Origin of the sequence: Bradyrhizobium erythrophlei (assembly GCF_900142985.1) — a bacterium.
GTDB classification, from domain to species: domain Bacteria; phylum Pseudomonadota; class Alphaproteobacteria; order Rhizobiales; family Xanthobacteraceae; genus Bradyrhizobium; species Bradyrhizobium erythrophlei_B.
Map to the genome: position 1 here is coordinate 6458972 of NZ_LT670849.1, position 15813 is coordinate 6474784.

The 15813-nt window shown below is 62.0% G+C and carries 17 protein-coding genes; 12 read left to right on the plus strand and 5 right to left on the minus strand.

Annotated features, from left to right (window positions below):
* The first annotated feature begins 46 nt into the window (after positions 1-46).
* Both BUA38_RS30985 and BUA38_RS30990 read left to right on the plus strand, forming a co-directional pair.
* Positions 47-1432, plus strand: a complete 1386-nt coding sequence (locus BUA38_RS30985) for an Nramp family divalent metal transporter (RefSeq protein WP_072826573.1) — start codon at positions 47-49, stop codon at positions 1430-1432.
* Positions 1433-1554: 122 nt separating this feature from the next.
* Positions 1555-2031: a RidA family protein gene (locus tag BUA38_RS30990; RefSeq protein ID WP_197685886.1), complete on the plus strand. Its 477-nt coding sequence runs from the start codon at positions 1555-1557 to the stop codon at positions 2029-2031.
* A 22-nt stretch (positions 2032-2053) separates the two neighbouring features.
* Here BUA38_RS30990 and BUA38_RS30995 read toward each other — a convergent pair whose 3' ends face one another.
* Positions 2054-3025 carry a helix-turn-helix domain-containing protein gene (locus BUA38_RS30995; RefSeq protein ID WP_072824015.1) on the minus strand — a complete coding sequence of 324 codons (972 nt, stop codon included), beginning with the start codon at positions 3023-3025 and terminating at the stop codon, positions 2054-2056.
* Positions 3026-3256: 231 nt separating this feature from the next.
* Between BUA38_RS30995 and BUA38_RS31000 the strand changes: the two genes are divergently transcribed.
* Together BUA38_RS31000 and BUA38_RS31005 are read left to right on the plus strand one after the other, a co-directional pair.
* Positions 3257-4318: a carbon-nitrogen hydrolase family protein gene (locus BUA38_RS31000; RefSeq protein WP_072826575.1), complete on the plus strand. Its 1062-nt coding sequence runs from the start codon at positions 3257-3259 to the stop codon at positions 4316-4318.
* A gap of 4 nt (positions 4319-4322) precedes the next feature.
* Positions 4323-5360, plus strand: a complete 1038-nt coding sequence (locus BUA38_RS31005; RefSeq protein WP_072824017.1) for a phenylacetaldoxime dehydratase family protein — start codon at positions 4323-4325, stop codon at positions 5358-5360.
* Between the two features lie 62 nt (positions 5361-5422).
* Here BUA38_RS31005 and BUA38_RS31010 read toward each other — a convergent pair whose 3' ends face one another.
* Both BUA38_RS31010 and BUA38_RS31015 read right to left on the minus strand, forming a co-directional pair.
* The gene (locus BUA38_RS31010) at positions 5423-6199 is read right to left on the minus strand and encodes an arginyltransferase (RefSeq protein WP_072824019.1); all 777 of its coding nucleotides are present in this window, start codon (positions 6197-6199) and stop codon (positions 5423-5425) included.
* A gap of 131 nt (positions 6200-6330) precedes the next feature.
* The gene (locus BUA38_RS31015) at positions 6331-6924 is read right to left on the minus strand and encodes an RDD family protein (protein ID WP_072824021.1); all 594 of its coding nucleotides are present in this window, start codon (positions 6922-6924) and stop codon (positions 6331-6333) included.
* 327 nt (positions 6925-7251) lie between these two features.
* On the opposite strand from BUA38_RS31015, the gene BUA38_RS31020 reads away from it, so the two are divergent.
* The gene (locus BUA38_RS31020) at positions 7252-7881 is read left to right on the plus strand and encodes a DUF6151 family protein (protein WP_072824023.1); all 630 of its coding nucleotides are present in this window, start codon (positions 7252-7254) and stop codon (positions 7879-7881) included.
* A 15-nt stretch (positions 7882-7896) separates the two neighbouring features.
* Here BUA38_RS31020 and BUA38_RS31025 read toward each other — a convergent pair whose 3' ends face one another.
* Both BUA38_RS31025 and hemB read right to left on the minus strand, forming a co-directional pair.
* Positions 7897-8901 carry an NADP-dependent oxidoreductase gene (locus BUA38_RS31025; protein ID WP_072824025.1) on the minus strand — a complete coding sequence of 335 codons (1005 nt, stop codon included), beginning with the start codon at positions 8899-8901 and terminating at the stop codon, positions 7897-7899.
* A gap of 32 nt (positions 8902-8933) precedes the next feature.
* Positions 8934-9995 (minus strand): porphobilinogen synthase, encoded by a 1062-nt coding sequence (hemB, locus tag BUA38_RS31030; RefSeq protein WP_072824027.1) that lies wholly within the window; start codon positions 9993-9995, stop codon positions 8934-8936.
* A gap of 184 nt (positions 9996-10179) precedes the next feature.
* On the opposite strand from hemB, the gene BUA38_RS31035 reads away from it, so the two are divergent.
* From BUA38_RS31035 to BUA38_RS31065, 7 genes are all read left to right on the plus strand, one after another.
* A complete protein-coding gene (locus tag BUA38_RS31035) occupies positions 10180-10641 on the plus strand; it encodes a DUF6163 family protein (RefSeq protein WP_072824028.1) in 462 nt (153 codons plus the stop codon).
* 335 nt (positions 10642-10976) lie between these two features.
* Positions 10977-11495, plus strand: coding sequence for a transcriptional regulator LdtR (gene ldtR, locus BUA38_RS31040; protein ID WP_072824030.1), 519 nt, complete (start codon positions 10977-10979; stop codon positions 11493-11495).
* Positions 11496-11744: 249 nt separating this feature from the next.
* Entirely contained in the window at positions 11745-11969 is a 225-nt protein-coding gene (locus BUA38_RS31045) for a hypothetical protein (protein WP_072824032.1), read from the plus strand.
* A 41-nt stretch (positions 11970-12010) separates the two neighbouring features.
* A complete protein-coding gene (locus BUA38_RS31050) occupies positions 12011-12232 on the plus strand; it encodes a hypothetical protein (RefSeq protein ID WP_072824034.1) in 222 nt (73 codons plus the stop codon).
* 263 nt (positions 12233-12495) lie between these two features.
* Positions 12496-13038, plus strand: a complete 543-nt coding sequence (locus BUA38_RS31055; RefSeq protein ID WP_072824036.1) for a hypothetical protein — start codon at positions 12496-12498, stop codon at positions 13036-13038.
* Positions 13039-13175: 137 nt separating this feature from the next.
* A complete protein-coding gene (locus BUA38_RS31060) occupies positions 13176-14432 on the plus strand; it encodes a L,D-transpeptidase family protein (protein ID WP_072824038.1) in 1257 nt (418 codons plus the stop codon).
* 129 nt (positions 14433-14561) lie between these two features.
* Positions 14562-15794, plus strand: a complete 1233-nt coding sequence (locus BUA38_RS31065; RefSeq protein ID WP_072824041.1) for an ABC transporter substrate-binding protein — start codon at positions 14562-14564, stop codon at positions 15792-15794.
* Positions 15795-15813: the final 19 nt, after the last annotated feature.

The window sequence follows — 15813 nt, forward strand, 5'->3', positions numbered from 1 at the left end:
TTGCAAATTAGTTGCAATAAGGGTCTTGTTTGTGCATCTTATGCGAATGGATGCCCAAACCCCTGATTTTCGTCCCGATGGCGGCGGGAAGGTCGCTTCTGCCGTGATCCCGGAAACAACGGGGTGGCACCGCCCGCGCGGTGAGCCGTCGCTGGCGGACATGTTCGCTTCCGTGGGAACGGCGAAGGGCGGTTCGTTCTGGCGCAAGCTGATCGCGTTCATGGGGCCCGGCTATCTCGTTGCGGTCGGTTACATGGACCCCGGCAACTGGGCGACCTCGCTCGCGGGCGGCTCGAAATTCGGTTACGCCCTGCTGACGGTCGCGCTGCTGTCGAATGCGATGGCGATCGTGTTGCAATCCTTGTGCGCGCGCCTTGGGGTCGGCGCCGGCCGCGACCTGGCGCAGGCCTGCCGCGATTCATTTCCGCGCTGGATCTCGCTGCCGCTCTGGCTGTCGGCGGAAATCGCGATCACCGCGACCGATCTCGCCGAGGTCATCGGCACCGCGATCGGCCTCAATCTACTGTTTCACATTCCGCTTTCGCTCGGCGTCATCATCACAGCGGCGGACGTGTTCCTGATCCTGGCGCTGCAAGCCTTCGGCTTTCGCTGGATCGAAGCCTTCGTCGTGGCGATGCTGGGCGTGATCTCGGCCTGTTTTGCGATCCAGATCGCGCTCGCCGATCCCGACTGGGGCGCGGTGCTGCGCGGTTTGCTGCCCACCTCGGACATTCTGGAAAACCGCGAGATGCTCTATCTCGGGCTCGGCATTCTCGGCGCGACCGTCATGCCGCATAATCTCTATCTGCATTCCGGGCTGGTGCAGACCCGCTTCATCGGCGCGAGCGGGCGGGACAAACGGGAGGCGATCAAGCTTGCGACGATCGACTCCACGATCGCGCTTTGTCTTGCATTCACCATCAACGCCTCGATCCTGATCCTGGCGGCGGCGACATATCACCGGGCAGGGCGAACCGACGTTGCCGAACTCGATCAGGCGCACGCGTTTCTCGCTCCGCTGCTTGGCTCGGCGCTCGCGCCGACGCTGTTTGCGATCGCTCTGTTATGCTGCGGCTTGAACTCGACCATCACCGCGACCCTCTCGGGCCAGATCGTGATGGAGGGCTTTCTGAACTGGCGCATCGCGGCCTGGCTGCGGCGTCTGTTGACGCGGATGATCGCGATCCTGCCGGCAGTCGTGGTGACGCTGTGGGCCGGCGAAAAGGCGACGGGCCACCTTTTGATCCTGAGCCAGGTCGTGCTCAGTCTGCAATTGCCGCTCGCTGTGGTGCCGCTCGTGATGTTCACCGCGAGCCGCAGCAAGATGGGGCCATTCGTCGCGCCGCGCTGGCTGAGCGCGCTCGCGATCGTGACGGCTGCCCTGATTATCGCCCTCAATGCCAAGCTGGTGTGGGATTTTTTCGCCAGTTAAGCGTCCGCGTTAGCGCTCACTTCGATTTTCATTCCCTGAAAACAACTTGCGGTGCAAGAACTTCAAATAGGCGGCGTCAGTCCCTATGCTGCGAACCGTCATCGTGAGGTCGGAGGTTCGCCGTGAAGAAGATCCTGGTTCTGTTCGTCGCGTTGGTGTGGGCTGATCCGATGGTCGCCGCCGAGCCGTTGCCGTTGTCGCCTGCGGGGGTGAAGACGCTGGCGCCGGATGGCGCGATCAAGCCGACCGGCACCTGGAGCCTCGGCACCCGCGCCGGCGACTTTCTCTACATCGCGGGCATGCGCGGCATCGATCCGAAAACTGATTTGCAAGTTGTGGGCGACGAGCCGCGGATCCGCCAGGCCTTCGCCAACATGAAGCTGATTGCCGAATCCGAAGGCGCGACCTTGCGCGACGCGACGCGTCTCGTCGTCTACGTCACGGACATGTATCGCTTCCGTCCGATCGTGAACAAGATCCAGGAAGAATTCTGGGGCAAGGGCCCATATCCGCCACGCACCATCATCGAAGTGCACCGGCTGAACGGCGATGATATCTGCGAAGTGGAAGGTACGTTCTACGCGCCGGTGAAGAAATAAAATCGCCGGAAAAGCCATCGCGTCAGCCGGCTATCGACCCGCCAGCCTTGAGCGCGGCGCGATCCTCGCGCGGCGAAGCGCCGAAAGCTTCTCTGTAGCGGCGGCTGAAATGGCCGAAATCGGCAAACCCGCAAGCAAGCGCGATCTGGGCGATGCTGTCGCCCGCGTGCAGCGGGTCGGCCAGGTACCGTCGGCTTCTTTCCAGCCGCCGCTTCCAGATCCAGTCGCTGACCGTGCTTTGCTCGGCGTGGAACAGATCCTGAAGATAGCGCGAGGAAATGCCGACAAGGCCGGCAATCTTCTCGGTATTGAGCGTGTGGTCGTGCAAGAGGCTGTCGATCAGCGCCTTCGCGCGGAAGATCAAGGCGGTCCGCGCCGCCGAGCCGCCGTCCATTTGGCTGCCGTTGTGGTCGGCCAGCGCCGCGGTCACCAGCGACAGGCAAGTTTCCGATAGCTGACTTGCGGTGGTAGGCGTGACGTCGGAGACGATGGAAGCGGTCTGCCGTACGAATGGCAGCACCAGCGAACCGACCGGGCTCGTCGCCTCGATGCGGCGCGCCGTCCACGCCTCCGTTCGGCCGATCCTTCGCACCATGGCTTCGCGCGGCATGTGCAGAACAATTTGTTCGAAATCGGCTGTGAATGTCAGCGTGTAGGGGCGGGTGCTGTCGTAACAGGCAAAGTCGCCGGGACCGAGCCGCGCCTCGCGTCCGTCCTGCTCGATCACCCCGGCGCCACGTACCTGCAAGCTGATGAGCATTACCTCCTCGCGCGCACGGCGAATGCGGGCGGACGTGCGTTCGACGATCTGCCCATCGGCGCGAACAATTGAGAAATGAAGGTCGTTGCAGCGAGCCGTCGCCAATTCGCCGAAGAAGGGCCGATCCGCGTACGCCTTGCAATCGAGATCGACAAACGTGTCGCAGACCGCGTCCTGCCAGAACAGAAAGCGCTTTCGCTCTGCGATGCCGTTCGTTGACACCACGGTTTTCATGACACCGCACCCGTTTCGGGTCGTATCGACCAGCTTCAGACTAGCACGGTGTCGTTGGCTGGCAAACGGCGGCCGAGAGCAGCCTGCGCCGCCAGCCAACTTTTTCTGCGCGCGCAGCCAAGAGCGGAACGCATCGGCCAGATAGGCTCATTGCGAACGGTGTGCATTCCCTTGGTTGTGCGCGCCCTCAGAGTCTCGTTTTCAGAACCGAAAATTCTCAAGGAGGCGATGATGAGTCAGATCCATCCAAGATTGAAGGTCGCCGCGGTGCAGGCCGCGCCAGCTTTTCTCGATCTCGATGCGTCGATCGAAAAGACCATCCGATATATCGATGAGGCGGGAGCCGCAGGTGCGAGACTGATCGCGTTTCCGGAAACCTGGCTTCCCGGCTATCCGTGGTGGATCTGGCTCGGCGCTCCGGCCTGGGCGATCATGCGCGGTTTCGTCTCGAGGTATTTCGACAATTCGCTGCAATATGGCAGTCCGGAGGCAAAGCGTCTGCAAGACGCCGCCAGGCGCAACAAGATCTATGTCGCGCTCGGCCTGTCGGAGCGCGACGGCGGCAGCCTGTATATCGCGCAATGGATCATCGGGCCGGACGGCGAAACGGTTGCGCAACGCCGCAAGCTCAAGCCCACGCACGCCGAGCGGACGGTGTTCGGCGAGGGCGACGGTTCACATCTGGCCGTGCATGATCTCGATATCGGGCGCTTGGGCGCGCTTTGCTGCTGGGAACATCTGCAGCCGTTGTCGAAATATGCGATGTACGCGCAGAACGAGCAGATTCACGTCGCCGCCTGGCCGAGCTTCTCGCTGTATGATCCGTTTGCGCACGCGCTTGGCGCCGAGGTCAATAACGCCGCGAGCAAGATCTATGCAGTCGAGGGATCGTGCTTCGTCGTCGCGCCGTGCGCGACGGTTTCGCAGGCGATGATCGATGAGCTTTGCGACACCCCTGAAAAACATCAATTCCTTCATGTCGGCGGCGGCTTCGCCGTCATCTACGGTCCCGACGGCTCGCCGCTGGCGAAACCCCTGCCGCCAGATCAGGAGGGACTTCTCTATGCCGACATCGATCTCGGCATGATTTCGGTCGCCAAGGCCGCCGCCGATCCCGCCGGACATTATGCGCGTCCCGATGTGACGCGCCTGCTGTTCAACAATCGTCCGGCAAATCGCGTCGAGAAGTTGGCGCTGCCGGTCGATCAGGAAGCCGAAGCAGAGGGTACGCCGAAGGCTCCTGACGCGCCTTCCAAAGTGACGGCGCTCAAGGCGCCCCAGGCTGCGGAGTAAGATCATGGAATCGGCCATTCCTCCCCATCTGCAGGTTTCCCGCAGTCGTCACCGCCGCGTGCCCGACGACTATAAGCCGCCGTACCCGTCCTTTGTCGCGCGGCATCGTCCGGCCGTCGGTAGCGTGGTCATGGCCTATTTCGGCATTCAGCATTCGCCTGACGCGCCCAAAGGCTTGCCGGCGGCACTCACGTCGCTTGAGGCCGTATTCGCATCGGCCAACGGACCGCGCCACTGGGACCGCGCCGCTTATGTCGATGAGGCCCGCTATAACAACACGGTCTCTGTCGCCTATTGGGACGACCGCGCCGTATTCGATGCCTGGTTTCCAGCCGCACGCGCGGCCTGGACTGGCACCGAAGCAGCCGGTCTCGGCAAGTTCATCGAGGTGCTCTGTCCATCGGTGAACGATTACGAGACGCTGTTCTCCTCGCTTGGCCGTCCCGAAGGCGTCGCGGTCATCGCAGACGGCATGAGCGGCGAAGTGCTGGAGCACGCCTATTGGGGCGGCATGCGCGATCGCATTCCGCTTTCCCAAACGAACGAGATGGCGCCAGTAGGCGTACCGTCTGTCGTGCGCGAAGGCCGGCGCTTGCGGGTGAAGCCGCATGACAATATCTGCTTGATCCGCTCCGGCCAGGACTGGAGCGATACCGATTCCGCCGAACGCAAAATGTATCTGGAAGATGTCGAACCGGTGCTGCGCGAAGGCATGGAGTTCCTGCGCGACGAAGGTCTCGCGATCGGCTGCTTCGCCAACCGTTACATGACGGTCCTCGATGGCGATGGCCGGCCAACCGAGAAGAGCTACGGCATGAGCTGGTGGAAGAGCCTGGCTGCGCTCGAACGGTGGGCCGAGTCGCATCCCACTCACGTGCGCATCTTCGGTGCGGCGATGAAATATCTTTCGACGCTAGGGCCGGCCGCAAAGCTCCGGCTCTATCACGAGGTGACGGTGACGCGCGCAGCCGATCAGTTCTTTGAATATCTGGACTGCCACCCGGGAACCGGAATGCTGAAGGCGGTAACGGTCGAGGCCTGATGGTGGGGCAGGTCTGCAGGCGCCGGACCCGGTTCGGTCGCTTGCCTGCCCGGTGCGATGGCTCAGTCCTGCGGCTCGGCCAGCATTTCGCCGGAGGCGTCGATCCGGATCCACCCCGAAGGCGCAAGGCGCTGCTGCGGCAGGAAGCGGCCCTTATAGTCCATCTTCTTCGAGCCCTCGATCCAGTAGCCGAGGTAGACGTAAGGCAGCCCCTGCCGTCGCGCTCGATTGATGTGGTCGAGGATCATGAAGGTGCCGAGCGAACGGTTTTCCTCGGAAGGCTCAAAGAATGAATAGACCATCGACAGCCCGTCGGAGAGCACGTCGGTCAGCGCCACGGCGACCAGGTCGTTGCCGCGGCCGGTGACGGCGGTGTCGACGCTGCGGCGGCGGTATTCGATGATGCGGGTCTCGACGTGGCTGTCTTCCACCATCATGGCGTAATCCAGCACCGTCATGTCGGCCATGCCGCCATGACGATGACGCTGGTCGAGATAGGCGCGGAAGATCGAATATTGCTCCGATGTCGGCACGGCGCTGCGCTGTTCGCCGACGATGTCGGCGTTGCGGGCCAGGATCTTGCGGAAGTTGCGCGAGGGGCGGAATTCATTGGCGACCACGCGGACGGAAACGCAGGCGCGGCACTGGTCGCAGGCCGGCCGATAGGCGATCGACTGGCTGCGGCGGAAGCCGCCATGGGTCAAAAGGTCGTTGAGGTCGCCGGCCTTGTCGCCCACCAGGTGCGTGAAGACCTTCCGCTCGTGCCGTCCCGGTAGATAAGGGCAGGGAGAGGGCGCGGTTAGATAGAATTGCGGGGTATCACGCGAATGCTGGGTCACGGGATGCTGTCGAACTCCGAAAGGCGAAGCGTACGGACACTAGCGCAGCATCGCGCCACCGAGCCTAACGGTCAATTGGTTTGCAAACCGTTCTCCAGCCCGACCGTTACCCCAGATTTCCAGCCGGCGGGTCAAAAAGTCCGGGCCGGCTGACCCACGGCGGCGCGCACCGACGTGTTGATGACCACAGTTCCCAGCACGAAATCGTGCAACAGCCGTTTCCGGCCGTTGAAAAGCCCGACCAGGACGACCAGTGGCGACAGAAACGAGATGGAAACCCAGAACAGCACGGCGTGCATGGCACCCAGCACGAAATAGCCCGGTGCGCCGTACCAAGTCCGCAACTCCAGATCCATCACCCGCATGCCCAGCGTCGCCGAGTGCGGACCGCCGAGCGAGGCGCCGTAATAGACGATGGCCCACAGCACCGAGGCCGGCCATGCCAGCCAGAACAGCATCCAGCCGAGCCCGAGGGTCAACAGTCCGAAGACGGCGATAAAGACGTAGCCGAATACGACCGGCACCGAGAGCACGACGAGGTCGATCAGGAACGCGAACACCCGCCGCGTCAGCACGCCGCGAAACAGTTCCGGCTCGAATTCCGGGTCAAAGGCATGCTGCGGTACGCCGCCGTCGTTGCGCCAGGCGCCGCCACCACTTGATGCCCCGCCAGGACCATAGGCGCCGCCGGCATTACCGGTATTTCCAGAACCGCGATACGACATGATCCATCCCTCCCTGGCGGTCCGATTCTAACATTTGCATCCCGATAGGGCAGGCACGTTTGCAAATGTTAGAATCGAAGGACCTCCAGCAAATGTAAATCTCTGGTGGAGTTTAGGATTTGACATTCGCAACTGGAATCCGGGGTCAGCGATTGGCGGATGTCAAATCCACTCCACCAGTGATGGTCAGGACATGGGATTGGGCAAGGCGGTTGCAAGGCCGGCGGCCCGCGGGCAAACGGAAATATTCCGCCATTTTCGGTGTCTAAATCCCTTGGCAAGGAGACTTCGTAATTCCACGCTGGTTGCAGGTGACAAGGGGAGCAGATGGGCACACGGGCGGAATTTCGTTGCCGTTGTGGAGAAGTGCGCGGCTTCGTCGCGGATGCTTCGCCGCGGGCGGTCAATCGTGTCGGCTGCTATTGCGACGACTGTCAGGCTTTTGCGCATTGGCTCGGGCGCGCCGACCTGCTCGGCGCGCAAGGTCTGTCTGACATCGTCCAGGTCGCGCCGGCCTCATTCGCTTTCGAGCAGGGGCAGAACCGCATCAAGGGGGTGCGGCTGTCGCCCAAGGGCCTTTATCGTTGGTATGCGACCTGCTGCAACACGCCCGTCGGCAACACGCTGACGCCGTCGGTTCCTTTCGTCGGCATGTTTGCAGCGGCATTCGATCAGGGCGGGCAGCGCGCAGATGCCGTGTTCGGCCCGCCGACCGGCGCCATCATGGGAAAATATGCGGTTGGCGAGGCGCCACCGGGCACGACGGGAGTGAGGCTACCTCTGTTACTACGCGTGATCAGCAGAGTGCTGGGCTGGCGTTTGCGCGGCAAGGTATGGCCGCATCCGTTCTTCACGCGCGGCAACGACGCGCCGGTTTACCCCGTCAACGTGCTGACGCGCGAGGAGCGCGATGCACTGCGGCCGTATTGCGGCCCGCATCCGGCCGCGTCGGCTTGACGCGCCCTGGAGCAGTCAGGCCATCGCCAGCACGACCTTGCCCTTGGCGTGGCCGGTCTCCAGATAGGCCATCGCCTCCCTGGCCTCGGCGAATGGAAAGACGCGGTCGATGACGATTTCGAGCTTTTTCGCCTCGATGAGCGAACCGAGATAAGCCAGCTCCGCGCCGCTCGGGTGCATGAACAGGTAGCGATAGCTGACGCCGTGGCGGGCCGCGCGCCAACGCGTGGTCAAACTGGCGGCCCAGAACAGTGCGGCGAGGCCGCTGCCGGCTTCGAGATCCTTTCGCGCCGTCACGGGTTCCGGCATGCCTGCAATCGAGACGACGCGTCCACCCCGCTTGAGCACTGGCCACAGCCGCGCCAGCGTGTCGCCGCCGATAAGATCGAAGGCGCAGTCATAGCCCGACAGCTTGTCTTCGAAACGCTCGCGCGTGTAGTCGATCGCCACATCGGCGCCGAGCCGTTTGACGAGCGCCTCGCCGCGCGAGGATGCCGTGGTCGCAACATAGCCGCCGAGGTGCTTGGCAAGCTGGATCGCGAAGGTGCCGACGCCGCCGGCGCCGCCCGGTATGAAGATGCGATCGCCGGCGCTTAAGCGTAATTCGTCGCGCAGTGCCTGCAACGCCGTGAGCCCGGCGAGCGGCACCGCTGCCGCCGAAGCGAAGTCCAAAGACGCCGGTATCGGTGCGGCAAGATCTTCCTGGACAACGGCGTAATCGGCGAAGGCGCCCATGGCCTTCTTGTCCACGCGTGCGAACACCCGGTCGCCTTTGGCAAAGCGCGTGACGGCGTCGCCTGCGGCTTCGACGACCCCGGAGAGTTCATTGCCCATGACGATCGGCAGCGGATATCTGTGAATGATCTTCAGGTCGCCGGCGCGCGTCTTGTAATCGACCGGGTTGAGGCCGGCGGCGTGGACGCGGACCAGCAGCTCATTGGCCCGCGGCGTCGGCTGCGGCACCTCGGTCAAGCCTGCGCATTCAGGTCCGCCATAGCCTGAGAGGACAAATGCCCGCATGCGGCGAGTTTAGACCCGCAGCCGTTGTACTGCTAGCTTCCCTTTTTCAACCGTTCCGCGGCCTGCGGCGCGAAGTAGGTCAGGATGCCGTCGGCGCCGGCGCGCTTGAATGCGGTGAGGCTTTCCATGATGGTGCGCTCGCCCTCGAGCCAGCCAGTGTTGATGGCGGCCATCAGCATCGCGTATTCGCCGGACACCTGATAGACGAACGTCGGCATTCCAAACGTGTCTTTGACGCGGCGCAGGATGTCGAGATAGGGCATGCCGGGCTTGACCATCACCATGTCCGCGCCCTCGGCGATGTCGAGTTCGACTTCGCGCAACGCTTCGTCCGAATTGGCGCTGTCCATCTGATAGGTGCGCTTGTCGCCGCTCAGCGTCTTCGCCGAGCCGACCGCATCGCGGAACGGGCCGTAAAAGGCCGAGGCGTATTTCGCGGCATACGACATGATCTGCACGTCGAGGAATCCGGCCGCATCCAACCCCGCGCGGATGGCGCCGATCCGGCCGTCCATCATGTCGGAGGGCGCGATGATGTCGCATCCGGCTTCCGCCTGCACCAGCGCCTGCCGTACCAGCACGGCAACCGTTTCGTCATTCAGGATCTTGCCGTCCTCCAGCAGTCCGTCATGGCCGTGGCTGGTGTAGGGATCGAGCGCGACGTCGCAGAGCACGCCGAGATCGGGGAACTCCTTCTTGATCGCACGCACGGACTGGCACACGAGATTGTCGGCGTTGACCGCCTCCGAGCCCGCCTCGTCGCGCAGCTTCGGGTCGGTATAGGGAAACAACGCGATGCAGGGGATGTCGAGTTTGACCGCGCGCTCCGCCTCGCGGACCACCTGATCGACGGACAGGCGCTCGACGCCGGGCATCGAGGCGACGGCGGTGCGCTTGTTGTGGCCTTCCGAGACAAACAGCGGCCAGATCAGATCGTCGGCCGTGAGCGCGTTTTCGCGCACCATGCGCCGCGCCCATTCCGCCTTGCGGTTGCGGCGGGGACGGATCGACAGATCAAGGCGCGGGGCGGTGAGGGCGGCGTCGGCGCGCGGCGTGTCGCGCATTTCGATCGGACGCCCAAATTTGATCGCCATTGGATGGTGTCTCCCGAAAACGGCTGGCTCTTGGTTTCCTACATAGCTAGCACTTTGTTCCCTTCTCGTCACCGAGGCCAAAGGTGGCACACCCAATTGATTTTACTATGCCAAGGGGCCATGACTGGCCCCGCAAAGCACCGATCCCGAATAGTCATTCCAGAACCGGCCGGTAACGCCATCGATGTCAGACAGCTCAGCGCGCGATTCTTCCAGGGACCATGCGATATCGGTCGAGGCGATATCGTCGGAACGCATCGAAACCGGCGATAACGTCTGGACGCGTCGGCTGGTCATATTTCTGCGCATCATGGCCGTCGTCTCGGTCTTCAAGGGGCTTTATCACTGGGCGCAGGTTACGGGTTTCGTCGGCGGTGAGGAAGAAGCCTTCGAAAACCAGTCGCTCGCCTGGCAGGCCTCGACGATCTATTTCGCGGTCATCGAACTCGTCGCGGCCGTCGGCCTGTGGCTGGCGACGCCATGGGGCGCCGTTGTTTGGCTGATCACCGTCGTATCAATGACCGTGATCGAACTGATGTTTCCCGCGATCTATGGCGGCAGCCTTGCCGTCGTTGGCGCCGAAGCGCTGATGCTCACGGCCTATCTGGCACTGGCATGGATGGCGGCCCGTGAACGGCCGCCATAACCCATCATAATAAGTCGAAAAATCGCGGTAAGGATTTGGTCATCCTGAGGCGTTCGGCCATATCAGTTACGCAAGCGTTGCCGCTTTCACTGGTCCTGTTTCCATATGTGACAGCGCCAAAGACGAAGCGTGAACACGGGGTGCGCAGCGTCAATGAAAGGTTGCGAAAAGCCCTTGTATTGCAGGCTTAATCCGCGATTCACTCTCTTAAATTCATGATCTCTTTATTGTCTTATTTAAGCTGATCTTCAAACGCTCCCCTTAAGTTGCACCTATCAGGCGGGACAAAAGTTTCGTCGAATAAGTCGATAAAAACGACAAACAGGGGAAGTGTCATGATGAAAGCCGCAGCAACCGCGGTGGAAACCGTCGAGCGCGCGCCGGGGCAACAGGCTCAGGTTCAGCCGCTCTATCTCGAAGCTTTGACTCTTGTTGAGCGGCTGCATCGCCGCCTGCTCGATGTCATCAAGGACGAATTTGATCGTCGTGGCCGCGCCGATATCAACTCGGTGCAGGCGCTCTTGCTCTATAACATCGGCGACAAGGAGCTGACCGCGGGCGAGTTGCGCACGCGCGGTTATTATCTCGGCTCCAACGTCTCCTACAATCTGAAGAAGCTGGTCGAACTCGGCTTCCTCGACCATCAGCGTTCGCGTGTCGATCGCCGTTCGGTTCGCATTCGCCTGACCCCGCAGGGCCAGGAAATCCGCAAGATCGTCGACGCGCTGTATCAGAAGCACGTCAAGACGGTGGAGCAGGTTGGCGGCATCTCGAACGAAGAGTTTGCGACGCTGAACAAGTCGCTGCATCGCCTCGAGCGCTTCTGGACCGACCAGATCCTCTATCGGCTCTGATCGCAGCCTCAAGTTCTGCTGCGGCCAAGCCGGCGACTTAAAAGACCGGCGGCCGCAACGACCGTAATACTTCCCCCATTACGCACCGGTTCGGATTTTTCCGAAGCCGGTGCGTTTTGTCGTTTACCGGTGCTGGACTACGGACTTGACGCGTTTTGTTCACGCGAGCTGGTAGCCACTTCACGAGAACGCGCCGGATTGGAACTTTTGCGCCCGACCGTGCTTAACGCTGCGGATCGGAGAACGCAGATGCTTGTCGAGCGCGGCATACAGGTCATGAATGTGGGAGCGGTCAGCGACGCCTATGCGATCGCAGCCAACTACCTGTACCGCGCCGGCGCCGTTTCCGACAGTTTTGCAACCGACGAGCGGCTGCTGGCGATCATCATCAGGCTGTTCGAGCGCGGCGAATTCAACAAGATCAGGCTCGCCAACAAGGCGATCGCTCAATACGAGGCGCTGGAAATCGCTTGATCGACTAGTCCGAAAGAATTGGATCAAAACGCGAGGAAGTTATGGAAGCCGCCATCGATCGTATCATGATGACCTATGATCTGTTGCTGAACCGTTCAGCCGCCGCGAGCGCCGAGGCCCGCGAGAAGGTGACCGAATACGTGACGACCCTGTTCGAGGCCGGCGAGAAAGATATGCATCGCCTGACGGTGTGCGGCCTCACATACTTGCGCGAACTCGACGGCACCAACGATCCCGTCAAGGCCGGCTATACCGGTCTGTAAGACCCAAGCTTCTGCTTTCCCGAAAGCTCTGGTAAACGCTCACCTGGACAAATATCCGGGCGAAACGTTTGATTGTGCCCTTAAATTTGCCCAATCCGGCACTATCGCGCTCCTGGCGTCGGCGATGCCGGCCTTAGGCCGTGCCATTTTGGGTACGTTGGCTGTGTAGTGAGGGCAGGGAGTTCCTGGGTGGATCACGGGTTCAGGCATTTGATCGAGAGGGGCGGCCCCAGCCGGCTTGCGAACTGATGCCAACGCCTCGCATGAATCGTCTGCGCTTGCTGGGGCTGTTGTCGCTGCTGGCTGCGACCGCCTGTACGCAGCAGCCGAGCTTCCTCTCTTCATTCGCCGAGCGAAACACGGCAGCCGCGCCCGTCGAGCGGTTGAATCCGGGAACGGCGCCGCCGGACAAATGGAATCCGGCGCCCGATCCGCTGGAAGACGAAGATCTCCCGAACACCGAGCGCATCTCGAAAATGCCGCGCAAGGTCGGCGAGTGCTTCGAGACCACGATCACCTCCATTACCGATCGCTACGGCGAGGACATCGAGCCGAAGCCCAAGAAGGGCGCCGATCCCGGCACCATCGTGCGCTTCTCCAATTCCGGCGTTCAGGTCTCGCTGCGCCGGGAAAACTCCATCGTTCGCTCGCAGGTCTTCGACAAGGTCAATTTATGCCTGGTCGAGGTGCCCAAGGAGTGTCCCGGCGACCTTCGCGGCCGCGTCTACCGCACGACGAATCTGCGCACCAAGGAAAGCTGGAATCTCGCCAACGACATCAAGAATTGCGGCGGCCCGGCGGGCTAGCTGCCGGGCGTTTGGCGCACGCGCCGGAAACGTTCGGAAATTCGGCGAAGCGCCTTTCACGCATTTGCGATGGTTCTTCAGCCTTATCGCTCACGCCAGGGTTTGCTATCAAGGCGACATAAACCCGGCCGCCCATCATGAGCGCGATCACCCGACGATCTTTCCTGACCACCGCCGCCAGCGGACTTGCGGCGGGCGCGCTTGCACGCGTGGCCTGCGCCGCCGAAGGGCAGACCTCCGATCAGATGCTCGACCAGCTGATGCGGGAAAATCAGGAGAACGGGCTCGGCAGCGGCTTCGACAACTCCTCGCGTAACGTCCGCCTGCCCAAGAAATCGCTGCCGACGCTGTCGCCATCGACGGCCGAAACCACGCAGACTTCGATCGCGCAATACGAGGCCATCGTCGCCAAGGGCGGGTGGCCCAACGTGCCGGCTTCGGCCACCGGCTTGCGCGTCGGCGCCAGGGGCCCCGCGGTGCCGTCGTTACGCACGCGGCTGTCGATCGCGGGCGACCTCGAGTTGAATTCCGGCGAGGCGCAGGTGTTCGATTCCTACGTCGATGCGGCCGTGAGGCGGTTTCAGGTGCGCCACGGGCTGCATGCCGACGGTCTCGTGAACGAAGCCGCGCTGCACGCGCTCAACGTTCCGGCCGAGCAGCGGCTGGCGCAGCTTCGCACCAACGCAGGTAGGCTGAAGGCGCTGACCGGCAATCTCGGCAACCGCATCGTGGTTGCGAACATTCCGGCCGCGCAGATCGAGGCGATCGAGAACGGCGTCGCGGTGACGCGCCATATCGCGGTTGCCGGAAAACCCGACCGCCCGTCGCCGGATGTCCGCAGCAAGATCACCCAGATCAACTTCAATCCGTTCTGGACCGTGCCGGTGTCGATCATCCGCAAGGACCTGATTCCGAAGATGCAGGCCGAGCCGGATTATCTCACCAAAAATCACATCCGCATCTACGATCCCAAGAACAACGAACTGCAGCCGTCGCAGATCGACTGGTATTCGACCGAAGCGGTGAACTACAAATTCAAGCAGGATGCCGGCGATTTCAATTCGCTCGGATCGATGAAGATCAATTTTCCCAGTCCCGACGGCGTCTACATGCACGACACGCCGTCGAAGAATCTGTTCGGCGAGGATTTCCGCTTCGCCTCCTCCGGCTGCATGCGCGTGCAGAATGTGCGCGAACTCGTCTACTGGATTCTGGCGGAAACGCCGGGCTGGTCGAAAGCCGAGATCGACGAGGTCATCAAGTCGGGCGAGCGCAAGGACGCCAAGGTCGCAAAGCCGCTGCCGCTCTATTGGGTCTATGTCACGGCCTGGGCGACGCCGGATGGTGTCGTGCAATTCCGCGACGACATCTATGGCCGCGACGGCGTCAGCTAATCGCCGATATTCCAGCGCCGCCACTCCAAAGACGCATTGCCGAAAGCAGCAGCAGCGGTTACGGATTCGAGGTCGTCCGGGCCAAGGCTCCCAAAGAGAGCCGTCCGGGGATCACGAGGGAGGGATTTCATGGCTATCGCTTTTGCGCGGCGCTCGGCTGCGCTGCTTGCTGTTATGGGAATTGGACTTGTCGCCGCGACTGCCGTGCAGGCCGATGACAAGGTCGTCAAGATCGGCGTCCTCACCGACATGGCGAGCCTTTACGCTGACATTAACGGCCCCAACACCTTGATGGCGGTCAAGATGGCGGTAGAGGATTCTGGTCTCGCGGCAAAAGGCTGGAAGATCGACGTGATCGGCGGCGATCACCAGAACAAGCCCGATATCGGCGTCAGCATTGCGCGGCAATGGATCGACACCGAGAAGGTGGATCTGGTCGAAGACACGCCGAATTCCGGCGTGGCGTTGGCCGTCAGCAACCTCGTGAAGGAGAAGAATTCGATTCTGCTCAATTCGGGTGCGGCCACCGCGGACCTCACCGGCAAGGCCTGCAATGCCAATACCATCTCCTATACCTACGATACCTATATGCTCGCCAACGGCACCGGCGAGGCGCTGACCAAGGCCGGCGGCAACACCTGGTTCTTCATGACCGCCGACTATGCCTTCGGCGCCGCCCTCGAGCGCGACACCACCGCCGTGGTCACCGCCAATGGTGGCAAGGTGCTCGGCGGCATCAAGCACCCGCTCAACACCTCCGATTTCTCGTCCTTCCTGCTGCAGGCACAGTCTTCCAAGGCCAAGGTGATTGGTCTCGCCAACGCCGGCGGCGACACCACCAACGCGATCAAGCAGGCCTCCGAGTTTGGCATCACGGCGGGTGGCCAGAAGCTCGCGGCGCTTCTGCTCTTCATCAACGACGTACATTCGTTGGGTCTGAAGACCGCGCAGGGCCTGACCTTCACAGAATCCTTCTACTGGGACATGAACGACGCCACGCGCGCATGGTCGAAGCGGTTTGCGGAAAGAGCGAATAATCATGCCATGCCGTCGATGAACCAGGCCGGCAGCTATACCGGAATCCTGCATTACCTGAAGGCGCTCGAAGCACTCGGCGGCAATCCGCACGATGGCGCCAAGGTCGTCGCCAGGATGAAGGAAATCCCGACCGACGATCCGTTGTTCGGGAAAGGCGTGCTCCGCGCCGATGGCCGCCGTCTCATTCCGGCCTATTTGTTCGAGGTGAAGAAGCCGGAAGAGTCGAAATATCCGTGGGATTACTACAAGCTGGTCGCCACGATTGCGCCGGAAGATGCCGCAAAGCCGCTCTCGCAGAGCGATTGCCCGCTGGTGAAGAAGTAAACGCAAACACTTCGTTCCA

Coding starts and splice junctions, on each gene's coding strand:
- BUA38_RS30985 (WP_072826573.1), top strand. CDS start 47: ATGGATGCCCAAACCCCTGATTTTCGTCCCGATGGCGGCGGGAAGGTC.
- BUA38_RS30995 (WP_072824015.1), bottom strand. CDS start 3,025: ATGAAAACCGTGGTGTCAACGAACGGCATCGCAGAGCGAAAGCGCTTT.
- BUA38_RS31000 (WP_072826575.1), top strand. CDS start 3,257: ATGAGTCAGATCCATCCAAGATTGAAGGTCGCCGCGGTGCAGGCCGCG.
- BUA38_RS31005 (WP_072824017.1), top strand. CDS start 4,323: ATGGAATCGGCCATTCCTCCCCATCTGCAGGTTTCCCGCAGTCGTCAC.
- BUA38_RS31015 (WP_072824021.1), bottom strand. CDS start 6,924: ATGTCGTATCGCGGTTCTGGAAATACCGGTAATGCCGGCGGCGCCTAT.
- BUA38_RS31020 (WP_072824023.1), top strand. CDS start 7,252: ATGGGCACACGGGCGGAATTTCGTTGCCGTTGTGGAGAAGTGCGCGGC.
- BUA38_RS31025 (WP_072824025.1), bottom strand. CDS start 8,901: ATGCGGGCATTTGTCCTCTCAGGCTATGGCGGACCTGAATGCGCAGGC.
- hemB (WP_072824027.1), bottom strand. CDS start 9,995: ATGGCGATCAAATTTGGGCGTCCGATCGAAATGCGCGACACGCCGCGC.
- BUA38_RS31035 (WP_072824028.1), top strand. CDS start 10,180: ATGTCAGACAGCTCAGCGCGCGATTCTTCCAGGGACCATGCGATATCG.
- ldtR (WP_072824030.1), top strand. CDS start 10,977: ATGATGAAAGCCGCAGCAACCGCGGTGGAAACCGTCGAGCGCGCGCCG.
- BUA38_RS31045 (WP_072824032.1), top strand. CDS start 11,745: ATGCTTGTCGAGCGCGGCATACAGGTCATGAATGTGGGAGCGGTCAGC.
- BUA38_RS31050 (WP_072824034.1), top strand. CDS start 12,011: ATGGAAGCCGCCATCGATCGTATCATGATGACCTATGATCTGTTGCTG.
- BUA38_RS31055 (WP_072824036.1), top strand. CDS start 12,496: ATGAATCGTCTGCGCTTGCTGGGGCTGTTGTCGCTGCTGGCTGCGACC.
- BUA38_RS31060 (WP_072824038.1), top strand. CDS start 13,176: ATGAGCGCGATCACCCGACGATCTTTCCTGACCACCGCCGCCAGCGGA.
- BUA38_RS31065 (WP_072824041.1), top strand. CDS start 14,562: ATGGCTATCGCTTTTGCGCGGCGCTCGGCTGCGCTGCTTGCTGTTATG.